At 54.5% G+C, this 22,835-nt stretch carries 21 protein-coding genes; 5 read left to right on the forward strand and 16 right to left on the reverse strand.

The annotated features are described in order from the left end of the window. Positions 1–8 precede the first annotated feature (8 nt). From ACFFLD_RS01915 to ACFFLD_RS01935, 5 genes are all read right to left on the reverse strand, one after another. Positions 9–2,603 (reverse strand): TRAP transporter permease, encoded by a 2,595-nt coding sequence (locus tag ACFFLD_RS01915; protein ID WP_386035847.1) that lies wholly within the window; start codon positions 2,601–2,603, stop codon positions 9–11. Positions 2,604–2,760: 157 nt separating this feature from the next. Continuing rightward, positions 2,761–3,735: a TAXI family TRAP transporter solute-binding subunit gene (locus ACFFLD_RS01920; RefSeq protein WP_386035850.1), complete on the reverse strand. Its 975-nt coding sequence runs from the start codon at positions 3,733–3,735 to the stop codon at positions 2,761–2,763. A gap of 449 nt (positions 3,736–4,184) precedes the next feature. Beyond that, complete coding sequence (locus ACFFLD_RS01925; protein ID WP_386035853.1) at positions 4,185–5,489, reverse strand: TRAP transporter large permease; 1,305 nt, start codon at positions 5,487–5,489, stop codon at positions 4,185–4,187. Next, entirely contained in the window at positions 5,479–5,958 is a 480-nt protein-coding gene (locus ACFFLD_RS01930; RefSeq protein WP_386035855.1) for a TRAP transporter small permease, read from the reverse strand. Before ACFFLD_RS01930 ends, ACFFLD_RS01925 begins: the two co-directional genes overlap by 11 nt. 60 nt (positions 5,959–6,018) lie before the next feature. Beyond that, positions 6,019–7,029, reverse strand: a complete 1,011-nt coding sequence (locus tag ACFFLD_RS01935) for a DctP family TRAP transporter solute-binding subunit (protein ID WP_386035858.1) — start codon at positions 7,027–7,029, stop codon at positions 6,019–6,021. Between the two features lie 235 nt (positions 7,030–7,264). Between ACFFLD_RS01935 and ACFFLD_RS01940 the strand changes: the two genes are divergently transcribed. Further along, on the forward strand, positions 7,265–8,119 hold the full coding sequence (locus ACFFLD_RS01940; protein WP_386035861.1) for a DMT family transporter: 855 nt from the start codon (positions 7,265–7,267) through the stop codon (positions 8,117–8,119). Between the two features lie 148 nt (positions 8,120–8,267). Continuing rightward, positions 8,268–9,002 carry a ParA family protein gene (locus ACFFLD_RS01945; protein WP_386035864.1) on the forward strand — a complete coding sequence of 245 codons (735 nt, stop codon included), beginning with the start codon at positions 8,268–8,270 and terminating at the stop codon, positions 9,000–9,002. 80 nt (positions 9,003–9,082) lie between these two features. On the opposite strand, the gene ACFFLD_RS01950 is transcribed toward ACFFLD_RS01945, so the two are convergent. The 8 genes from ACFFLD_RS01950 to puuE form a co-directional block, all read right to left on the reverse strand. Next, on the reverse strand, positions 9,083–9,613 hold the full coding sequence (locus ACFFLD_RS01950; protein ID WP_386035867.1) for a DUF192 domain-containing protein: 531 nt from the start codon (positions 9,611–9,613) through the stop codon (positions 9,083–9,085). Between the two features lie 2 nt (positions 9,614–9,615). Further along, complete coding sequence (locus ACFFLD_RS01955) at positions 9,616–10,782, reverse strand: ABC transporter ATP-binding protein (protein ID WP_386035870.1); 1,167 nt, start codon at positions 10,780–10,782, stop codon at positions 9,616–9,618. Next, the gene (modB, locus tag ACFFLD_RS01960) at positions 10,745–11,413 is read right to left on the reverse strand and encodes a molybdate ABC transporter permease subunit (protein ID WP_386035873.1); all 669 of its coding nucleotides are present in this window, start codon (positions 11,411–11,413) and stop codon (positions 10,745–10,747) included. Before modB ends, ACFFLD_RS01955 begins: the two co-directional genes overlap by 38 nt. Next, the gene (modA, locus tag ACFFLD_RS01965; protein WP_386035876.1) at positions 11,413–12,222 is read right to left on the reverse strand and encodes a molybdate ABC transporter substrate-binding protein; all 810 of its coding nucleotides are present in this window, start codon (positions 12,220–12,222) and stop codon (positions 11,413–11,415) included. Before modA ends, modB begins: the two co-directional genes overlap by 1 nt. Beyond that, positions 12,215–13,684, reverse strand: coding sequence for a pyruvate kinase (gene pyk, locus ACFFLD_RS01970; RefSeq protein WP_386035879.1), 1,470 nt, complete (start codon positions 13,682–13,684; stop codon positions 12,215–12,217). The genes modA and pyk overlap by 8 nt, the downstream gene beginning before the upstream one ends. Before the next feature lie 104 nt (positions 13,685–13,788). After that, positions 13,789–14,277: an ureidoglycolate lyase gene (locus ACFFLD_RS01975; RefSeq protein WP_386035882.1), complete on the reverse strand. Its 489-nt coding sequence runs from the start codon at positions 14,275–14,277 to the stop codon at positions 13,789–13,791. A 9-nt stretch (positions 14,278–14,286) separates the two neighbouring features. Beyond that, positions 14,287–15,120 (reverse strand): bifunctional allantoicase/(S)-ureidoglycine aminohydrolase, encoded by an 834-nt coding sequence (locus tag ACFFLD_RS01980; RefSeq protein WP_386035885.1) that lies wholly within the window; start codon positions 15,118–15,120, stop codon positions 14,287–14,289. 11 nt (positions 15,121–15,131) lie between these two features. Then, positions 15,132–16,070 (reverse strand): allantoinase PuuE, encoded by a 939-nt coding sequence (puuE, locus tag ACFFLD_RS01985; RefSeq protein WP_386035888.1) that lies wholly within the window; start codon positions 16,068–16,070, stop codon positions 15,132–15,134. Positions 16,071–16,546: 476 nt separating this feature from the next. Here puuE and ACFFLD_RS01990 point away from each other — a divergent pair, with 476 nt between their 5' ends. The 3 genes from ACFFLD_RS01990 to ACFFLD_RS02000 all read left to right on the forward strand — a co-directional run bounded on the left by ACFFLD_RS01990 (position 16,547) and on the right by ACFFLD_RS02000 (position 20,396). Then, positions 16,547–17,302 carry an aspartate/glutamate racemase family protein gene (locus ACFFLD_RS01990; protein ID WP_386035891.1) on the forward strand — a complete coding sequence of 252 codons (756 nt, stop codon included), beginning with the start codon at positions 16,547–16,549 and terminating at the stop codon, positions 17,300–17,302. 215 nt (positions 17,303–17,517) lie between these two features. Then, positions 17,518–18,876 (forward strand): NCS1 family transporter, encoded by a 1,359-nt coding sequence (locus tag ACFFLD_RS01995; RefSeq protein ID WP_386035894.1) that lies wholly within the window; start codon positions 17,518–17,520, stop codon positions 18,874–18,876. Positions 18,877–18,905: 29 nt separating this feature from the next. Next, entirely contained in the window at positions 18,906–20,396 is a 1,491-nt protein-coding gene (locus tag ACFFLD_RS02000) for an NCS1 family nucleobase:cation symporter-1 (protein WP_386035897.1), read from the forward strand. Positions 20,397–20,538: 142 nt separating this feature from the next. Here ACFFLD_RS02000 and ACFFLD_RS02005 read toward each other — a convergent pair whose 3' ends face one another. The 3 genes from ACFFLD_RS02005 to modF all read right to left on the reverse strand — a co-directional run bounded on the left by ACFFLD_RS02005 (position 20,539) and on the right by modF (position 22,720). Beyond that, entirely contained in the window at positions 20,539–20,811 is a 273-nt protein-coding gene (locus ACFFLD_RS02005; protein ID WP_386035900.1) for a Txe/YoeB family addiction module toxin, read from the reverse strand. Further along, complete coding sequence (locus ACFFLD_RS02010) at positions 20,792–21,064, reverse strand: type II toxin-antitoxin system Phd/YefM family antitoxin (protein ID WP_386035903.1); 273 nt, start codon at positions 21,062–21,064, stop codon at positions 20,792–20,794. Before ACFFLD_RS02010 ends, ACFFLD_RS02005 begins: the two co-directional genes overlap by 20 nt. A 153-nt stretch (positions 21,065–21,217) precedes the next feature. After that, complete coding sequence (gene modF / locus ACFFLD_RS02015) at positions 21,218–22,720, reverse strand: molybdate ABC transporter ATP-binding protein ModF (RefSeq protein WP_386035906.1); 1,503 nt, start codon at positions 22,718–22,720, stop codon at positions 21,218–21,220. Between the last annotated feature and the right edge of the window lie 115 nt (positions 22,721–22,835).

Raw genomic sequence — 22,835 nt, forward strand, 5'->3', positions numbered from 1 at the left:
ACTCTCCCTCATGCGGCGGCATTCGCTGACGTTTTCTCACGACGGCGACGTTGCATTAATACAATCAACCCAAAGATCAGGAAGGCAGGAATCCACATGAGTTCCTTAGTCCAGCGGTCGACGGGGGCCAGAATCTCAATAATTTCTTGATCAAAGTCGAAGCCAAGGTTTGCCGCCTGGCTGCCGTAGGCCACCATATCTACGACCGCCTTGCCATCCTCAACAAAAAGCTCCATGCCTAGATTATCGAGCCGCTCCTGACCTGTTTCGCCCTCCGGAACCGGTAGCGTCATATAGGTCGTCATGGGATCGCCATAATCGTCGAGACCGGCAATTTGCAAGCGCATGGTGGAATCTTCGTCGACATCACCCAGGGCTTCAACGAATTGCGCTGGAGGAATGGACTCGTAGGGATCATGGATCATGTCCATCCAGAAACCGGGCCGGAATAGCGTGAAGGCAATCAACAGCAACACGATAGACTCATACCAGCGGTTGCGAGTAATCATGAAACCCTGCGTCGCCGCCGCAAAGATCAGCATGGCGATGGTCGACACCACGAAAATTAAAATCCCCTGCAAAAAGGTCACATCGATGAGCAGCAGGTCGGTGTTGAAGATGAACAGAAACGGTAACGCCGCGGTACGAAGACTGTAGTAGAACGCCTGGAAACCAGTACGAATGGGATCGCCACCCGATACTGCCGCTGCAGCGAAGGACGCCAGCCCTACCGGCGGCGTAACGTCAGCCATGATACCGAAGTAGAAAACGAACAGGTGTACCGCAATCAATGGCACCAGCAAGCCATTTTGAGCGCCGAGGTTGACGATGACCGGTGCCAGTAACGCCGATACGACGATATAGTTAGCGGTCGTAGGTAACCCCATGCCGAGAATCAGGCTGAGCACCGCAGTAAGCAGCAAGATCAGCATCAAATTACCCATGGCCAGCGTTTCCACGACCTCGGCGAGTACCAGCCCTACCCCGGTCTGCGATACGGCACCCACAATAATGCCAGCGGTGGCCGTGGCGATGCCGATGCCGATCATGTTGCGGGCGCCCGTGACCAGACCGCTCCACAGGTCCATAACCCCTTCACGCAGATCCGCACTCATATCGCTACGACCACGAAAAATCGACGTAATAGGGCGCTGGGTAAGAATGATGAAGATCATGAACACAGTGGCCCAGAACGCTGACAATCCTGGCGACAACCGCTCCACCATCAGACACCAAACGAGTACCACGACAGGCAGAATGTACTGCAAGCCCACCAGCACCGTCGGTTTGGTCTGTGGCAATGAATAGATGGGCTCGTTAGGATCATCAATCTCGAGCTCAGGATACCCTGCTGCGAGCTTAAGCAATGCGACATAAATGAGTGTAAGCCCCACGGCCACTACCCAGGGCGTGGCCTCGCCCAGCACCGGTTTGAGCCAGCCAAGTCCATAATAAACCACCAGGGCGGTGATCATCATCAGTAGCAAACCACCCAGAAAGCCGATCACCTTGTTGACCAGTGGTTTAGGCGGATTACTACTTTTCAACCCCTGCATATTAGCCTTCAGGGCCTCGAGATGAACGATATAGACCAGCGCGATATAGGAAATCAGCGCGGGCAGGAAGGCATGCTTGATCACCTCTACATACGAGATACCAACATACTCGACCATCAGGAAAGCCGCAGCGCCCATCACCGGGGGCATAATCTGCCCATTAACCGATGACGCCACTTCGACTGCACCCGCCTTTTCAGAGGAGAACCCAACACGTTTCATCATCGGCACCGTAAAGGTACCGGTGGTCACCACATTGGCAATGGAAGAGCCGGAAATCAGGCCGGTCATGGCCGAGGCCACCACGGCGGCTTTAGCGGGCCCGCCGCGATAGTGCCCAAGCAACGAGAACGCCACCTTGATAAAATAGTTGCCAGCACCCGCTTTATCGAGCAAGGCACCGAACAAAACAAACAGGAACACGAAGCTGGTTGAAACCCCCAGCGCGATACCGAAGACACCCTGGGTCGTCAACCACTGGTGATTAATCAAGCCAAACAGACTAACCCCACCATGGGAAAGAATACCCGGCATCCAGGGGCCTGCGAGGCTGTAGGCAAGAAAAACCGACGCCACGATCATTAACGGCGGTCCAAGCGCGCGACGAGTTGCCTCAAGCAGCAACAATATCCCGGCTATGCCAATGATAACGTCCTGCAGTATGGGCGCCCCGGGCCGCTGGGATAGCTGCTCGTAAAATATGAACATGTACGCGCCGCAAAAGGCGGCAGCCGAGGCAAGCACCCAATCCTGAATCGGAACACGATCGCGGGGTGAACGCTTAAGTGCCGGATAGGCCATATAGGCCAGAAACAGCGCAAATGCCAAGTGAATAGAGCGGGCTTCAGTGGCGCTAAACACCCCAAACCCCAGAATAAAGGGCACCGGGGACGCGATCCACAGCTGAAAAAGAGACCACGCTGCCGCAATGCTTACCAAGAGTTTCCCAGGCATGCCGGCTGGTTTTCGGGCTCCCGTGTCGCTGGAGGCGACCATGTCTTCCAGGTCGACCCCCGCTTGCGAAGACCTGTTTTTATCGTCTGTCATATGCCTGCCCTGCTCCGAGTCGATTGACACCTTATGGCCATATCGAAATGCTCTATTAACATCCTCAACGCCCTATCAACATCCTCAACCAAAAAGCGCGGCACCCTAGGGGAGCCGCGCATTCCTTACTGAGGTAGTAACACCTCAGACGGCAGGATTATTCAATCCAGCCTTGTTCACGGTAGTAACGTGCTGCGCCATCATGCAATGGTGCGGAAAGACCTTGAGTCACCATCTCTTCTGGATCGAGGTTCTCGAAGGCTGGGTGCAGTTGCTTGAAACGATCAAAGTTGTCAAAGACGGCCTTGACGGTCTGGTAGATAACGTCCTCGTCTACCTCAGCGGAAGTGACAAAGGTCGCCGCCACGCCGAAGGTTTCGACATCTTCATCATTACCACGATACAGGCCGCCAGGAATGACCGATGAAGCGTAGTAAGGGTATTCATTGACGATGCCCTGAATGTCTTCATCGTTCAGCGGAATCAGGCGAGCATCCACGGTAGTGGTCGCTTCTTGAATGGAACCGTTCGGGTGACCAACCACATATACCATGGCATCGACGTTATTATCGGCGAGTGCCGCAGCTTGCTCGGCAGCATCAAGTTGTGAGGCTAACGAGAAGGTATCTTCGGTCCAGCCTTTGGCATCCATCACCACTTCCATGGTGTTGCGCTGACCAGAGCCCGGGTTACCAATATTAACGCGCTTGCCTTCCAAATCATCGAGTGTCTCGATGCCTGAATCCGCCCGCGCCAGCAAGGTCAAAGGCTCACCGTGAACACGGAATACAGCCCGCAGATCTTCGTAGGCATCACCTTCGAAGTTGCCAGTGCCGTTATAGGCTTGGTACTGGACGTCGGATTGAGCAACACCCATATCCAATTCGCCGGACTTGATACCATTGATATTGGCGACAGAACCACCGGTAGAAGGCGCATTACACTTGATGTTGGCGTCATCTAAACGATTTACCAACCGACAGATCGACTGACCAACCACATAGTAGACACCGGTTTGGCCACCGGTACCGATCGTGATAAAGCGTTCCTGTGCAACCGCTGGAGACGCGAACGAAGCGGCAGCAATCAGCGCGCCAGAGAAGGCGGCAGTGGAAAATACATGGCGTTTCATGAATACACCTCTATCTTGATGTTGTGAGCGTATCTTGATGTGGTAAACATCGCACGTTAGGTCTCACCTGATGTATGGTTGCCTCAGATGATGCTGTTCCCAAACGTTGTCAAGACATTCTATTATTCAGACAATCTGCTTTTTAGACAATCTGTTACAGGCACCTGATTGGGCACCTGCTAATACTACTTTAGCTAAAAACCAAGCCATTAGCGAAAAACATTTCGATACGCTAAAAGGCCCTCTCGCCAAAAATCGAACTACAAGGAACTACGCCCCTGGCGACATGCAAAGCGTATTTCCGATTCAATAATACCAGCTTAGCCCTTGACTACGTTTACTAAGCGTTAAGTCATATACCATATCGGCATAGCAAATAATGATAGTGGCAATCGGCTCGACATTGACCGCTGCTTGTGAATCGTTTTAAACCAGCCTAGATGCCTGACTCACACGTTGTAGCCCAATACGCTAGGCAGCCACAAAGCGATAGCGGGAAAAAGCGCGACCAGCGCCAACGCACAGCCCATCGCGATCACAAACAGCAGTGCCCACCCCACCGTATGTTCCAAGCGAATCTTCGCTACTTCGGTGGTCACCATCAAGTTCACCGCCACTGGCGGGGTAAACTGACCAATAGCGATATTCATCGCCAGCAGAATCCCAAACCAAACAGGATTCCATTCGAAGTGTTGCATGACGGGAATTAAAATCGGCATCATGATCAGGTAAATTGAGATAGCGTCTAACAGCATGCCAGCCATCAGCACGGCTAACATCACTAGAATGAGCAGCAGTACGCCGTTATCCGTGAGACTAATGATCCATTCTGCCAAGTGGCGGAAGGTGCCTAACATGGTGCCCGCCCAGGCAAAAATCCCCGCCAAGGCGATAATCAGCATCACTACACCGGAAATAACCGCCGCCTCACCTAGCAGGTCCCATATATCTCGCAGCGACAACTCGCGAGTAAACAGCAACCCGACAATGGCACCGTAGGCCACCGCCACCACCGCCGCCTCGGTTGGCGTAAACAATCCCGAACGCAAACCACCTAAAATCAGTACGGGAGCAAACAGCGCCGGAATAGCCTGTTTGAAGGTGGTTTTTATGCTCAGCCGCTCGGCGCCTTCCACCGGCGTACCGCCTTCCCAACCGTAGCGTTTGGACACGATGATGGCAGGTACCAGCAGCGCTAGTCCCGCCAAAATACCGGGAAACAGCCCCGCCGCAAACAGTGCGCGCAAATCGACGCCAGGCACTACGATGGAGTAGAGAATTAATGCAACCGACGGCGGAATAAGAATGGCGGTTGATGCCGAGGCGGCAATCAGTGTAGCGGAAAACGGCTTCGGGTAACCTGCCTTGGTCATGCTCGGTAACATTACCATCGCCACCGCCGCCGCATCGGCTGGCCCTGAACCGCTCATGCCGCCCATGATCATGCACACCAGCACCGCGACCAGCGCTAAACCGCCATGGCGTGGGCCGATTAATGCCTGAGCAAAGCGTACCAGACGCAGCGCCACGCCGGAGCGCTCAAAAATAAGCCCGGTCAAGATAAACAAGGGAATGGCGATTAACGGGTATTTGGCAATACTGTTGTAAGTATTGGTACCCAAGGTGGCGAGCATATCTGGCGACAGCCCCACCACGATGCCGACCGCCCCGGAAAGGGCTAGCGAAAATGCCACCGGCACGCCAGCAATTAATAAACCAGCAAACGCTAAGATCATCCATACATCAGGGCTCATCGGTGAGTCTCCCTGACAAACGATCGGCGGTTTGCTGGCCCAACCGCCATAACATGGCCGCAGATAATACGGGCAGCCACACTAAATACCACCACTGAGGCAAGCCAAGCCCTGGCGAAAGCGACTCCCACTGATACTCCTGCCAAGCTAACTTGGCGCCGTACCAGGTAATCAGCCCCAGCACGATGACGCCGCACAGTGCCTGAAAAAGAATCAGGGCGTGGCGGTATTTAGGCGGCAGCGCACGCTCTAGAAAGCTAATACGAATATGCCGATTTCGACGTAACGCCACCGAGGCACCGGTGAAGGTCAACACCACTAACAGGAAAACAGAAAACTCTTCAGTAAAGGAAAAAGAGCCGCCTGTCAGGTAGCGAGTGACCACATTCCCCAGGCTGATCAACGCGATAACAATTAATGCCAGCGCACCCAGCCAGCGCTCAGGGCGTGCATCAGGAAAGCCTTTCATGACAGCCTCACAACAAAAACTCCCAGCCGCCGGGGCTGGGAGTGACAACATCAGGGGTGGTTAGCGCGCATCAATGGCAGTTTGGGCAGCGTTGACCACCTCTTCACCAATTCGGGGCGCCCATTTTTCATAGACAGACTGCGTGGCTTCAACAAACGCCTGGTATTGCTCATCAGAAAGCTCGGTCACCGTCACCCCGCGCTCTTGAATAGCCGCCAAGCGCTCGCTCTCTTGTTCACGCGTCATGGCGATTTCCCATTCACCGGCTTCGATAGCCGTTTCGCGCAGCAGGGTTTGCTGCTCTTCATCAAGTGACTGCCATACCTGCTGGTTAACAGCGAAAATCAGCGGATCGTTCATATAGTTCCAGAGCGTCAAATGCTCTTGGCCTACTTGGTCGATACGCGCCACGTCAAACACCGACAGCGGGTTTTCCTGACCATCCACGGCGCCGGTGGTCAGCGCAGGCTGGGCGTCAGTCCAGCTCATCTGGGTGGGGTCAGCGCCTAGGGCCGAGAAGGTATCCTGGAACAGCGGCGAGCCGACCACGCGGATTTTCAAGCCGTCCAGATCATCGGGCTGGCTAATCGGCCCACGCGAGTTTGAGACCTGGCGAAAACCGTTTTCGCCCCATGCCAATGGCATTACACCGCGAGACTCGATGGCTTCAAAGACCAACTCCCCCGCCTCCCCACCGGTTACCGCATCAACAGCGGCTTCATCAGGGATAAAAAACGGTAACGAAAAAAGATTCAGTTCTGGCACCTGCGGCGACCAGTTAATCGTTGAGCCTACAGCAGCATCGATTAATCCAGAACGCATCGCGGAAAATTCACGGGTTTGGTCGCCAGAAACTAGTTGTGAGTTGGGATAAACACGCAGCGTGAGTTCACCGCCGCTGCGCTCTTCCACCAGATCCGCCCACTTCTGTGCCGCCTGCCCCCAGGGAAAAGCGTCAGATAACACCGTAGAAACCGAGAGTTCACGGGCCTGTGCAGAAAGGGAAGCGGAAAGCAGTGCCGCACCAGCCAAGCCAGCGGTGAAACGAGCCATTGAGCGTGTCAGCGTCATAGTAGATCCTTTTTTATCGATTTTTATGGTGTCTTTATTATTCGCGTCAGTTAGTTACCGCCAGGATAAGCAGCTCCTCGCGATAAGCCTTCTATTGTAGGTATTCTTCTGTTGAAAGAAAGCCATTCCGGAAACGGCTACCAACGACTTTGGGTGGATATCCGTAGCAAATTATACCAAAGTAGTAGCAGCTGATATCCTGCCTGAGCTTAACTCCCTACCAACGGACACCATTTTGCCATTTCGCGACCTTTTGCTAGGCCTTTTTGTCATCGTCATCTGGGCGTTGAATATCATAGTTATCAAGGTGGGCGTAGCGGAGCTCCCCCCGCTGTTAATGACCACGCTGCGCTTTATGCTGGTGGCGGTATTGCTGGTCCCCTTTTATCCCGTCACGCGGGCACAGCTGCCCTTTTTGCTACTGCTATCGGTGACGTTTGGCAGCCTGCACTTCGCCTTGCTGTTTATTGGCTTGGGACAGGCAGAGGCAGGCACCGGGGCTTTACTAGTGCAGATGGGCACGCCCTTTGCCACGCTGTTAGCCGTGTTCTTTCTTAAAGAAAAACTAGGACTTAAACGACTCATCGGGCTGCTGCTCTCTTTTGCCGGCGTCATCGTGCTCGCTGGGGGACCGACGCTGCCCTCGCCGTTACCGTTAAGCATCCTGCTGATGAGCGCATTCGGCTGGGCGGTATCGCAGTTGCTGATTAAACGTGGCCCGCCCATTGCGCCCTTGGCGCTGGCAGGGTGGGTGGCGCTGTTCGCGGTGCCCCAGGTAGGCCTAGGCTCGTGGCTGTTGGAACATAACCATTTGCACGCCATACAACAGGCAAGCTGGCTCGGTTGGGGAGCGGTTATTTATACCGCGGTCATGTCATCAATTGTCGCTTACGGAATTTGGTATACGCTGTTGCGCCGTCACCCCGTCAATCGTGTGGTGCCCATGACGCTACTGGTGCCGGTGCTGGCAGTCGGCCTGGGCGCCCTCCTGATGGATGACAGCCTAGGCATTCATAAGTTAATCGGCGGCGGCTTGGTAGTCGCGGGCATCGCTCTGATTGTTATTAAGTTTCGTCGTCGCCCCGCTTAATGGTCGGGCTGACGGAAACTGGCCTCGTCAGGAATACAAACGCAATCTAGACAGGAATCAGCGAAGGTAGCAGCGTCGTCATCGAAACGACACATACCCGGACGGAGCAGTCGGTTAGACTAGGCCTTCACCGAATCGGGAGTTTCCCATGCAAATGCTGGCGCTTTACAGTATCAAGGGTGGCGTGGGCAAGACCGCCTCCGCCGTCAATCTCGCCGCCGAAGCGGCACGCGACGGCAGACGAGTGTTGCTGTGGGATCTCGATCCGCAGGCGGCCACTACCTTCTACCTGCGCAGCAAACCCAAAGTGCGCGGTGGCGTCGACAAGCTGGTCAAGGGCAAGGCCGATCTCGATCGGGCGATCCGCGGGACTGATATTGATGGGCTCGACCTTCTGCCGGCGGCGCTGGGCTCGCGTGACCTGGAAGCGTCGCTGGAAACCCGTAAAAACAGCCGGCTGCGCAAGATTCTCAAGCCGGTGATGGACAGTTACGATCTAGTGATACTCGACTGCCCGCCGAGCCTCTCGGCGCTCACCGAACAGGTATTCTCAAGCGTCAATGCCCTGCTAGTGCCAGTGGTGCCGACTACCTTGTCGTTACGTACCCTTGAGCAACTGGACGGTCATCTCGACGCAGTCGACCATGCCTGCCCGATCTGGCCGTTCGTGACCCTTGCCGACCGCCGCAAGACACTGCACCGCGAGGTGATGGAGAGCCTTAGCGGACGCTGGCCGAAGCGCCTTTCAACGACTATTCCCAACGCCAGTGAGGTCGAGCGCATGGGTATCGAACGCGCGCCGGTCGGGCATTTCGCCCGCAGCAGTCGCGGCAGTCGTGCCTACGCCGCGCTGTGGAAAGAGATCGCGCAGCGGTTGCAATGACGCCCGGCTCAAGGCCGAGGCGACGGTATGATTGACACTGGCATAGGCCTGATGGTGATCAGATTTCGTCGTCACCGGGCTTAATTGTCGGGCTGACAGAAACCGACTTCGTCAGGAATGGAAACGCAGTCACCCACTTTAATGCCGCGCTCGGCGAAGTAACCGCCGTTAACTTCTAATGCGGAATGGTACGCCGCCCCCGCCGGGTAGGAGGGGCACTCACTGGGCGAAAAAGATTCACAGGGTGGCATGGTATTGATCGCCACGATCCGACCGTTCGCATCGATAAAAGCGATGTCGAGGGGAATCAGCGTGTTATACATCCAGAAAGCATTGCTGGCCGATTGCTCATTTTCAAAGCGAAATAGCATGCCTCGTTCTTCAGGCAAATTCTCCCGCCCCATCAAGCCGCGTTGCCGCTGCGACGCCGTTTCGGCTACCTCAGCCTCCAGACGATGCGGCCCACTCGCGCTATGAATGGCCAGCGTCAGTGTTTGCATCTTCTGTGCCGCCTGCCCCCAGGCAAACGAGCTAAGTAACGACATCGGCAGCAGCGCCGCCAGCGGTAATAGTAACGATGCTTTAAGCAGCGTGCGACGCGAGGGATCCATGCTTACTTCCTTTCATCATGCGCGTTGGCGCGAATTCGATGGTCTGGCATCAGATGGATACCTGACGCCAATAATGAAACGCTCACGTCTGCCCCACTGATTAACTGGTTGCGACGCGCAGCATGAGTGGCAATGTCAAAACGTAACATATCACCATTGCTGACGCGCAGTGAAACGGAGGTAATTCCGCCCAGCACCACGACTTCACTCACCGTTGCTGCAACCGGGTTTTCCCGTTCGCCCTGTGACGGCCGGCCACGTCGATGAAGCACAATATCGGAGGGAGGCAGAAACCAGGTCACTGTCTCACCAAGGGGCGGATTGACGAGCCCTTCGGCAACTTCCAGAAAGTACTCTCCCCACTGCAACCTGCGCTGTCCATCCACGTCAACGACAACGCCTTCAAACAAGTTATGACGATCGAGCAAACGTGCCACCAGCGGCGATGCGGGTCGGCTGAACAGGGCCGCAGGAACATCCTGCTGAAGGCTTTTGCCGTTATGTAATACACATATTTGATCCGCCAGCGCAGTCGCTTCTTCCAGATCGTGAGTGACCAGCACGATGGGGATATCGATCTGCTGGCGCAGTAACGCCAACTCGCGCTGCAGGCGCCGCCTAGTAACCTGATCCACTGCCGAGAAGGGCTCGTCGAGTAACAACACCTTGGGGTCACGGGCCAAGGCACGCGCCAGCGCAACCCGCTGGCGCTGACCACCTGACAGCGTATTGGGATAGCGCTCACCCAGCCCTTCCAAACGCACCCTGGCAAGCCACTGCTCGGCCTTTTCACGACGTAGAGGTTGCGCCAAGTGACGTAAGGGAAGCTGCACGTTTTGCGAGACAGTTAAATGAGGAAATAGCGCATAGTCTTGAAAAACCATGCCCACCTGCCTGCGCTGTGGCGAGAGTGAATGTTTACTGGCAGCGTCAAACCAAACATCACCGTCACATGTCACTTGCCCGTAGTGGGGACGGTAAAGCCCGGCGATCGTGCGCAACAGCGTTGTTTTCCCGCTGCCGGAGGGGCCCACAAGCGCCAGCAGTTCGCCGGGCTGACAAACGAAATCAACGTCCAGCGCAATGGGTCCTGCTTGCTGGACCGCCACACGTAAACTCTCGGCACCCGCGTCAGCCACGCGCCCACCGACGGCGTCCAGCCAACCCATAGACCAATCCAAGGGTGATAAACGATACTCCCAGCAGCAGCGCCGACATCTGTGCGGCCCCCTGTTCGTCGAAGGCCTGGACGCGATCATAAATGGCGATGGCGAGCGTGCGAGTTTCGCCATCAATCGCGCCGCCGACCATCAGGACCACGCCGAATTCCCCCAGCGTATGGGCAAACGTTAGCGCGATCGCTGACATAATGCCTGGCCATACCAGCGGCAGCTCAATTCTTAACAGCGTTTGCCATAGGCTTAATCCACTGCACCAAGCCGCTTCACGCAGGTTATCGTCAACGTGTTCAAAGGCGCGTTGAATGGGCTGGACAGCGAACGGTACATTGGCAATCAGGGAGGCCAGCAGGATGCCGCTGAAGGTGAAGTTAAGCCCGCTTCCGGTTATTGCTGACCCAAAAGAGCCCACCGGCGCGTCGCGGCCAAAGCTCATCAGCAGATAAAAACCCAGCACGGTAGGCGGCAGCACCAGCGGTAACGCGACCAGCGCTTCGCACAACCCCTTGCCGCGAAAGCGCGCGTAGGCCAGCGCTCGACCTAGCCAAATGGCAAAGGGAATCAGGATCAGGCAGGTAAACGCCGCCAAACGCAGCGATACGGTAAGCGCCGTCCAGTCCATTACTCGACGCTAAATCCATAGGTGCGCAAAATGGCCTGCCCCTCATCTTCTTGCAGCCACTGATAAAAGGCGTTGGCGACCTCTCCTGCTTGATTGGTCAACACCATGCGTTGACGCAGCGGGCTATGCCATTCCTGGGGGATAAGTACATACTCACTTCGCTCGCTTAGCGCAGGTGCTAGCGCCAGTGAGTAAGCAACCAGGCCGCCGCGCGCATCGTCTGACAGTGCAAACTGAGCCGCCTGGGAAACATTTTCACCCAACACACGAAACGACTCAGTCTGCTCCCACAGCCCCGCGTGCTCCAGCGCCTGTTTGGCTGCGACACCGTAGGGTGCGTGCTCTGGGTTTGCCAACGCAATACGTGTCGCGGCATCGCCGGTGCCGCTTGCCACTACTTCTTTTACCGCTGCAAGTGGCGAAGCGTCGCTCGGCGCACCATCGCTCGGCAAAGCGTCGCGCCCGGCACGCTCAAGCCATACTAAACGACCAATGGCGTAAATGACCCCCTCATCCCTGGTATGGCCCTCTTCGTAGAGTGCCTGCACGTATCGCTCATCGGCAGACAGATAAAGCTCAAAAGGCGCGCCTTGCGCAATCTGGCGACGGAAGTTGCCAGACGACCCAAAATTCAGCCGCAAAGAGTGCCCTGTTTCCTGCTTAAACTGCTCTGCGGCGGTAGTAAGCGCAAACTGCAGATCCGAAGCAGCCGCTACAATCGGTGCTCCAGCCATGGCAGGAGAGCCGATCATTAGCAGGCAGGCGAGCAGTAGACCGCGCATCTTGTTACCGCTTAACAGCTCAAGCATGCTGATCGGTAATCTCGATGACTTTCATGGTATTAGTACCACCATGAGCGTTCATATGATCGCCGCGAGTCAGAATCACATGGTCGCCTGGTTTAGAGATGCCGGTCTTGACCAGCAGTTCAAGGGCACGATCATTGAGTTCAAGGGCGGTCATTTCAGAGGTATCAAACGGCAGCGAGACAACGCCCCGATAAAGCGCCATACGGCGCTGGGCAATCGGGTTATGCGCCAAGCCTACAATGGGCAGACCCGAGCGAATACGTGAGGCAATCAGCGGGGTATAGCCCGATGAGGTCATGCAGGCAATAGCGCTGATACCCGTCATGTGATTCGCTGCGTACATGGCGGAAAGCGCAATGGTTTCATCGGGGCGGGAAAAGCCTTCATGAATACGGTGGCCCGACTCTTGTGCCGATTTCTCTCGTTCAGCGCCCAAACAAACCCGCGACATGGCTTCCACCGTTTCCAATGGATAATCGCCCGCGGCGGTTTCTGCCGACAGCATGACCGCATCGCTGCCGTCCAGCACCGCATTGGCCACATCGAAAACCTCGGCACGCGTAGGAAGCGGCGCTGAAATCATGCTTTCCATCATTTGCGTGGCGGTAATCACCGCACGGTTGAGCGTACGTGCGCGCTTGATCATGCGCTTTTGTACGCCTACCAGCTTGGCATCGCCAATTTCGACGCCCAAGTCACCGCGTGCCACCATGACCGCTTCTGACGCCTCAATAATACCGTCTAGCGTGGCGTCGTCGGCGACAGCCTCGGCGCGCTCCACTTTGGCGACTAGGCCAATTTCCTTGCCCGCTTCGCCCAGTAACCGGCGCGCTTCCAGCATATCTTCGGCGTGACGCGGAAATGAAATGGCTAGATAGTCGACGCCAATCTCAACGGCGGTTTTAAGATCTTCCTTGTCTTTTTCAGTCAACGCCGGGGCCGACAGGCCGCCGCCCTGCTTGTTGATGCCCTTGTGATTGGAGAGCTTGCCACCAACGACCACGCTGGTATGCACCTGCTGCCCTTCCACACGGACGACATCCAACACCACACGACCATCGTCCAAAAGCAGTCGGTCACCGGCGGCGACGTCTTGGGACAAGGTTTTGTAATCGCAGCCAACCTGATGAATATCACCAGCATCACCATCTAGCGCCATATCGAGAATAAAGGGCTGCCCCTCTGTGAGCACCACAGCACCTTCTCTAAACCGCGCAATACGGATCTTCGGGCCTTGCAGGTCACCCAAGGCAGCCACGCTGCGGCCCAGTTTTTCGGCAATTTCACGTACCTGGGTTAACCGGCGGCGATGATCATCAGCGGTGCCATGGGAGAAATTCAAACGCACCACATCCACCCCTGCCTTAAGCATGGCCTCCAATACGCCTTCACGGTCGCTGGCGGGGCCAAGGGTGGCGACAATTTTGGTACGACGAATCGAAGATAAATGCAGTGCGCTCATAAGATTCCAACCATGCAAATTAGCGTGTAGTGATTCTAACGAATTCCCCTAGCTTATCAGTTTAACGCATGCCATATGACAGCCGTACCACATAGCCGCTGGATTTAAGCTAACGTGACGCTCACCGACAGGGGAAACTCGTCGCAGTTATTGCCATCGCCGCCTCGGTCCACTACCAAAAACTCCCCCTCACGCTCCAGCACCGATTGAATAGCGTGCCAGGTGCCCGCACGGTAGTTGACGCCTTGACGACCATCGGTCACAAAGGCGCATACGTCATCAGGATTGATCTGCTCACCTGGAGGGGCGACCACCACGATAAAACGCTCCTGATGCAGCGGCATGAACGCCTGACTCCCCTGGGGATGGCGCTCCAGAAAGGTTAGTTCTAACGGCAGTGTAACCGGCTGGCTGACAAAGATATTAATCAGCGTGTGAGCGTTTTCACCCAGCGTTTCCACCTTGGCAAGATCATGATGGCGTTGGGTGCGGCCCGCATTGATGGGAAACGACGCAGCGGTACGTGAATCAATCACATCGCCGAAAGGAGCAAAGGCCTCCGGCGTTAGCGGACGGGCAGTCAGGTTCAGCATCGTGACTCCTTAGCGGGACGAGAGCTTGAGTGCAGCATGTCGATTAACATCTTTATACAGCAGATACCGGAACGGCCCAGGGCCTGCGGCATAACAAGCCTGGGGGCAGAAGGCACGGAGCCACATGAAATCCCCCGCCTCTACTTCCACCCAGTTCTGGTTCAAGTGGTAAACAGCCTTGCCTTCCAATACATAAAGGCCGTGCTCCATGACATGGGTTTCATCAAAGGGGATCACACCGCCGGGCTGAAAGGTCACGATATTGACGTGCATATCATGGCGAACATCAGCAGGGTCGACAAAGCGCGTGGTGGCCCAGCGCCCGTCAGTATCGGGCATTTCGATAGGCGCGATATCCTGCTCGTTGGTGACAAACGCCTTCGGCACCTCAAGCCCTTCCACAAACTCATACGCTTTACGTACCCAATGGAAACGCACCGGTTCGCTAGCGTCGTTGCGCACCTGCCAATTGCTACCGGGGGGAATAAAGGCGTAACCGCCCGGAGCCATCGTGTAACGCTCGCCTGATAACGTCAGCGTTAACTCACCCTCTACAATAAACAGTACACCTTCTGCCTGGGCGTCGGGCTCCGCCTTATCACTACCGCCGCCCGGCTGAACTTCCATAATGTATTGAGAGAATGTCTCGGCGAACCCAGACAGTGGACGCGCCAGCACCCATAAGCGAGTACCTTCCCAGAACGGCAAGTTGCTGGTCACAATATCGCGCATCACGCCCTTAGGAATCAGCGCATACGCTTCAGTGAACACGGCGCGATCAGCGGTAATTTGGGTTTGCGGCGGATGTCCGCCGGTAGGGGCGTAGTAGGTAGATTTATTCATTATATTACCTTTCAGCGAGTCTTGACCGGGTGGTGCTCTGCCCAGTGTCGGGCGATATCCACGCGACGGGCTACCCAAACGCGGTCGTGAGTTTCGATATAATCCAAAAAGCGCTGCAGCGCGCGAAAACGCCCTGGTCTTCCTAATAAGCGGCAGTGCATACCTATTGAAAGCATTTTCGGTGCTTCCTCGCCTTCCGCGTAGAGCACATCAAAGGCATCGCGCAGGTAGGTAAAAAAGTGATCCGCGGTGTTAAACCCCTGCGGGGCGGCAAAGCGCATATCGTTGCTGTCCAGCGTGTAAGGCACGATCAGATGATGATGGTCACTGCCCTGGCTATCGGTTACTTGCGTCCAAAAAGGCAAGTCGTCGCCGTAGTAGTCGCTATCATAAAGAAAACCACCTTCATCCAGCACCAAGCGCCGAGTATTGGGGCTGTCGCGACCGGTATACCAGCCTTGGGGTTTTTCACCGTAAAGACGCTGAAAAATCTCCATGGCCTTCTCTAGATGTTCACGTTCAATGTGTTCGGGCACTTCCTGATAATGAATCCAACGGTAGCCGTGGCAGGCAATCTCGTGGCCTAACTCTTTAAATGCCAGCGCTACATCAGGATTGCGCTCCAATGCCATGGCCACACCAAACACTGTTAGCGGTAAATCACGCTTTTCAAATTCGCGCAGAATGCGCCACACCCCAGCACGAGAGCCATACTCATAGATAGACTCCATGCTTAAGTGGCGGTCTGGATAAGCTGGTGCGCCAATAATTTCAGATAAAAACTGTTCAGAGCCGGCATCGCCATGAAGCACGGAGTTTTCGCCGCCCTCTTCATAGTTGAGCACAAACTGTACGGCTATTTTGGCTTTATTGGGCCAGTTAGCATGTGGCGGATTGCGCCCGTAGCCAATTAAATCTCGGGAGTATTGATTTTGTGAGGGTGACGACATACCTAGCTCCTTCGTTTATATCCCTGGCACTTCTCTAATGACAGCATAGCTTGAAGAGCATATAGCCTGAAGAAAACGTAGCCTTCAATCATATCGTCTCCAGCACACTGCTTTCAGAACCATCTCTTTCAGAGCTAATGTTTTCAGGACTGATGTTTCCAGAACTCTGGTTTTCAGAACTCTGGTTTTCAGAAGCACCGCCTGTAGCAACGTATCATCACAGAAGCTAAACGTGACTTGTATACAAAATAGCGACATTGATAATGAACCGCAACGCAGGCTGTGTGCTAATCCCATGACATGCCTACGCTTTTTAAGCTTAATTCATATCAATTCAGCGCTAACGTGTGCGTTTTATTAAACTATTAGACGACATATTTTACCTAATCTCGTCATTTGAACGCTTGCGTCGCGATATAAACGGCCCTATTTTTGTATACAAGATAAACATACTGTTTACCCACGGATTCCCTAACGTGCATATAAGAATCATCAACCCTAATACCACCTCATCCATGACGGCGGCTATTCACCAAGCGGCACAGCAACAGGCCGGGCCAGCCACAACGGTGAGCGCGTCACAGCCCGAGGCGGGGCCAGTATCCATTGAAAGCCATTTTGATGAAGCAATCAGTGCGGTAGGCGTTGCCGAAGAAGTGCTTAAAGGCGAGCGCGAAGGCGGGATCGATGCTTACGTAGTGGCCTGCTTTGGCGACCCAGGTTTGCTTGCCGCACGCGAGTTAACCCGGGCGCCGGTCATCGGCATTGCCGAAGCGGCTTTTCATCTCGCTACGCTGATCAGCACGCGCTTTTCTATTGTCACCACCCTGGGCCGCACCGGCATCATCGCCGAGCATTTACTTCAACAGTATGGCTTCAGCCATCACTGTCGGCGTATTCGCGCCGCGGAAATCCCCGTCCTGGACCTTGAGCATCATCCAGACGCGGCGTTTAACCGTATCGTTGAAGAGTGCTGCCGCGCCCGCGATGAAGATGGTATTGGCGCGATCGTTTTAGGCTGTGGCGGCATGGCTAACTTGACCCATCGAATTAGCCAGGAAGTAGGCCTGCCGGTGGTCGAGGGCGTCACCGCCGCGATGAAACTGGCAGAGTCGTTGGTCAGCTTAGGTCTGCATACCAGTAAGCACGGTGATCTTGCCTACCCACGCCCAAAAGCGTTCACCGGCAAGTTTTCTGGACTTTCTGACCTTGCACTACCGTTTAAGTCATAACCGATCCAAAAATTAATGACTAAAAACATTTAACAACAATAGTTTAAATAGATTTGTAGAAAGCACGTCCATTATTGAGCCTTTGATTAACGTGATGAACGCCGTATAGGCACGCGCACTAGTTAATCAGAGGTTTGGTAGCACGCCACGCCGCAAGCGTCTCCCGATGACTCATCGGGAACCAATAAAACCGATAATCTTGCGAGGACGACATCATGAGCGCAACACCCTCTGCTCTTGCGTCAGAAGACCGACCCGATACCGGGTCAAAAGGACTCGGGGCAGAAAGCCTCGCCCCTCAACAAACTCGGATCATGGGGCGCGGTTCCTATTTTCTGGCCTGGTTTGGCGGCTGCGTTTCCATCGGCACCTTTGCCATGGGCTCAAGCGTGGTGGGCACCTTAAACCTATTGCAGGCCACCCTGGCCATTGCCATCGGCTGTTTTGTGATTGGTATTGCCTTGGCCATCAATGGTGCCGCTGGCTACAAATACGGCATCCCGTTTATGGTTCAGGCACGCAGCGCCTTTGGCTTTACCGGCACACGCTTGCCGGGGCTGGTCCGGGCGGTGCCCGCGGTGGTGTGGTACGGTTTTCAAAGCTGGATTGGCGCAGGCGCACTTAATATGGTGTCGGCCACCCTGTTCGGTTTCGATAATCTTATCTTCTACTTCATTACCTTTCAGTTTCTTCAGATCGGCCTATCGGTAATGGGCTTTCAAGGCATCAAGTGGCTGGAAAATATCGGTAGCGCGTTTATCCTCGCCTCGCTGATGTACATGTTCTATGCCACGGTACAGCGCTATGGCGATGAGCTGTCGGCGAGCCTGCTGACCATGGAAGGCTCATGGGGCATGCCCTTCTGGAGCGCGACCATGCTATTTTTGGGCATTTACAGCACCATGATGCTTAACGTTAGCGATTACTCGCGTGAGCACAAAAAAGGGACTGCCCAGAGCCTGCTGACCACCATTTATGCCATGTCGATTCTGCCCTGCACCCTGTTCATGGGGTTAATCGGTTATATGGTCTCTGAGGCCACTGGCACGGCAGATCCTATCCAGGTGTTTGCCAACGCCGTCGACAACACACCGTTGTTGATGACCACGCTTCTTTTCATTGCTTTCGCGCAAGTCACCACCAACGTACTCAATAATGTGGTTCCCCCCACGTATGTATTGATGGACGTCTTCAAGATCAAGTTTTCGGTCGCGACGGTGATCGTCGGACTACTGGCGTTCGCCACTTTCCCCTGGAAGCTGGTTCAGCCTGGCTCTGCGGCGGGTCTGCAGCTGTTTGTTCAGACATACTCAGCTTTTTTAGGCCCCATCTTTGCCATTCTGGTCGTGGATTATTACGTTATTCGTCGCCGCACGCTGGATGTGAACAAGCTGTATGACATCCACGGCCCTTATCAAGGCATTAACCTGGCCGCGTTCATCGCGACGGCGGTCGGTATTGTCGCGGCGCTCTCTTTCTCAGTGATTTCCTGGTACGCCAGCCTGCTTCCTGCCGGTATCACGTATTACCTGCTGATGAAGTACTGGGCTCCCTGCCAACGCTTTAGCCAGTAAGCCACTTCGCCAACCTACGAACCAAGACAATGAAAGAGAGCAGTAATATGAGTGATCTGGATATCAAGCATATTGATCCCACGCTATATAATGAGGATCTCGCGCCGCTTAAACCACAGGACCGTAGCTGGGGCGCGTTTGAGATTTTTAACGTCTGGTCTAACGACATCCAGAGCCTGTTTGGTTACACCCTGGCGGCCTCGCTGTTTTTAACCTACGGCCTGAATGGCTGGGCGGTCATGGCGGCGATTATCCTGGCCGGTGTCATCGTGATGTTTTTGGTTAACCTGTCCGGCAAACCCAGCGTTAAGTACGGCATTCCCTTTCCAGTAATGGTACGCGCCAGCATGGGGGTACGGGGCGCGAACCTGCCTGCGATGCTTCGCGCGATCGTGGGGATATTCTGGTATGGCGTGCAAACCTACTTTGCCTCAACGGCCGTCGCTCTGCTGATTACCGCCTTCTTTGGTGCAGGCAGTGGCAGCACCTTCCTGGGGCTTTCAGGCGTTGCCTGGGTATCGTTCGTGATCGTGTGGCTGTTTCAGATCGCGATTTTCTGGCAGGGCATTGAGCGCATTAAGCACTTCTTGAACTGGGCAGGCCCGCTGGTCTACGTGGTCATGGTGGTACTCATGATCATCGTCTGGTATCAGGCAGGTAGCGAACTGATCCCAGCCATCGATACTATCTTTAGCGGTGGTGTTAGCGGTGACGGTGAACCTGGCGAAAGCTCAATTGCGGCCTTTATGGCGATTGTCGGCACCATGGTGGCGTATTTTGCGGCAGTGGTGATCAACTTCGGCGACTTCACCCGTTTTGTAAAAACCGAGCGTCAGATGAAGCTTGGTAACTTGCTTGGTCTGCCGCTCAATGTGGCGTTCTTCTCGTTTATTGCACTGATTATCACCGCAGGTACGGTGGTACTGTTTGGCGAGGCGCTGACCAACCCCGCCGATATCGTTGAGCGTGTGGATTCGTTGCCGCTGACGATCATTGCTGCCCTCACCTTTTTTGCCGCCACCGTCGGCATCAATCTGGTCGCCAACTTTATTCCTCCCGCCTACGATCTGGCTAACCTGTTTCCCAGTAAAATCAGCTTCAAGATGGGCGGCCTGATTACCGCCGTCATCGCGTTCTTTGTCGGCGCGCTATGGATCTCGGTCATCAGCCAGATTGGCGTCCCCGGTTTTGTGAATGCGCTAGGGGCTATCGTCGCGCCCTTCTACGGCATTATCGTGGTCGATTACTACCTGATTAAGCGTCAGCACCTGAATATGCAGGAGCTATTCTCCTCAGCGCCAAGTAGCGCCTACTACTACGTCAACGGCTGGAACACTCGCGCCCTCATCTCCTTTGGGGTGGCAGCGCTATTCTCGCTCTCGACCGTGTTAGTACCCGCGCTATCCAGCCTGGGCGGCTACGGCTGGCTGATCGGTGCAGGCCTTGGAGGGCTGTTCTACTACGGCTTGATGCGCCAGTTTAAGGCAGCGCCTACATTTGCTGAGCAGAAGGCAAGTTGAGGTGAGTTAGTCGCCTCTAACAGCTTAGCTAATAGAAAAAGCGCCATCGGCATAAAGCCGATGGCGCTTTTTTTGGGAAGCGGGCTGGCGCGACCGATTTGGAACCTGCTGGCATGCTCCCCTGGCTCTAGTCATTGCAGCGTTAGGAGTGGTCGTAATGCCCTCCCATGGCAAAAACATAAATGGATTTGTCATCAAATCGATATATGAGTCTGTCTTTCTGTGAGATACGCCGTGACCACAAGCCTGATAAGTTGTGTTTAAGCGGTTCAGGTTTGCCGATGCCAATTGATGGGTCGTCAGAGCGGAGCATTTCTTTCAGCAATTTGCACAGAGCTCTGTGCAACCTTTTGTCCTTCTCGCGCATCTTTTCGTAGGCTTCCCAGGTACTGCCCTCAAAGACCAGTGATCTCATTCATCTGCTCATTATTAGGCGTATATCCTTGGCCCCGGCTGTGAGTATCGAGTGAGACCGCAATCTGCTGCATCAAGTCTTGGCTCTGAAGAACATGCAGGGTTTCTTGTTCTCTTTCCCAGTCTTCAGCACTCATAATCACGAAAGCCTCTCCGGCACGGCGTGTCACCTTGAGGGGTTCATGCCTACTAATAACCTGCTCTACAACGCTTTTCAGGTTGTCTCTGAATTTGTTTACACTAATGATATCCATAACGTCACCATTACGTACGGTAATTCCGTACGACTATATAGCAACAGCCCTAACAAGGCCAGCCAAGAGGCGGCGGCTCATAAAGGCTTTGGCGCGCTCGCCATTGCCTGCTTCAGGCCTCTCAAGGCAGAGGTAGCCGATCTCCCCCACCCACTAATGATTCTTCTCCAGCGCCAAATGGTTGTCTATTTCTTTTATTTTGTCTTCGGTGTGGTGATTAACGTACAGCACCGTAGTTTCGTTGCCTTCACAAATTTTCTCGATCAGGGCTAGCACGAGCTGGCGGTTCATGTCATCGAGACCGAGGCACGGCTCGTCCAGGATCAACAGCGGCGGGTGTTTTACCATGGCACGGGCGATGAGCAGTAAACGCTGGTCGCCATAGGAGAGTTTGTTAAAGGGCTGATCGGCGCGGTCTTTCATGCCGAGTAGTTTGAGCCATTGGTCGGCAATTTTCTTCTGATTATCGGTGGCTTTGGTGTATACGCCGATGCTGTCGTAGAAGCCTGAAATAACCACGTTTTTGCAACTGGTGCTGACGCGATATTCCCACTGCAGGGCGGTGGAGACATAGCCAATAAACTGTTTGATCTGCCAGATGCTTTCGCCGTTACCGCGCTGGAAGCCAAACACAAAAATATCATTGGTGTAGCACTGCGGATGATCGCCGGTAATCAAGGACAACACGCAGGTTTTACCACTCCCGTTAGGGCCACTTAGTTGCCAGTGCTGGCCCGACTTGATCGTCCAGTCGAGCTTATCGACGATCACGGTATCGCCGTATTGAATCGTCGCTTGCTTGAGTTTAACCAATGGCTGGCTGGGGTCGAGCGCAGGTAGTTTATTAGCTGGGTCGGCCTCGGGCACGCTGAGATCGGTGGTTTTCAAATGCAGCAATTGATAAAGCTCATTGAAGGCGGCATCGTCCTGGCGGTCTACCGTGAATGCTAATCGCCCCGTTTCTCCGCGCTTTTTATCGCCTCTCGTTTTATCCGAACGTTCTTTATCCCCACGCTCTTTATCCAAATAGGCCACATGGGTAATGAAGTCGGGCATTTCATCAAAGCGATTCAGCACCAACACCATGGGAACGGTATCAATGATAGAGGCGAGATGGGCTTGCAGCATGGCGAGCGTGTCGACGTCTAAACCATCAAACGGCTCGTCCAAGATGAGCAAATCCGGCTTGTTAGCCAGCGCGCGAATCAGCATGACTTTGCGGGTTTCGCCCGTGGAGAGCTTACGAAAAGCACGGTCGAGGAGCTTCTTAAGCCCAAACTTTTCGACTAGGTCGCTGGCAAGTTCAGTGTCCTGGCAGTGTTCGAAAATCATTTCACTGACGGGGGTGCCGAGTGAAATGATGTCCATGATATCGGCATCGTCTTTTTTCAGTTCTTTGGCAATAAGTTCTGCTTGAGCCTCGAAAGAGACCAAACCGACATTGTGGGGAAGCCCTTGAACACTGCCCGCTTCAATTTTCCCAACGCCCGCAAGCGCCGCCGCAAGGGCCGACTTGCCTGCGCCATTGGTGCCGGTGATAACCCAATGCTGGTGCGGTTCGATGGTCCAATCAATCTCGCTTAGGCTGAAGCGATCGTCGAAACTGATCGTCGCTTTGTTTAGCTGAATATTGGCTAAGCGGTTTGAAGGCTCCATCGAACTATTCCTTACGGTGTTAGAAAAATCAGGCTTGAATATAATAGCGACGAAAAAGCCGAGCATATCCTGTGATATCTCGGCTTTTAAGCGTTTTAACTAGCTAGCGGTTACC

Source organism: Vreelandella sulfidaeris, from assembly GCF_042429665.1.
Taxonomy (GTDB): domain Bacteria; phylum Pseudomonadota; class Gammaproteobacteria; order Pseudomonadales; family Halomonadaceae; genus Vreelandella.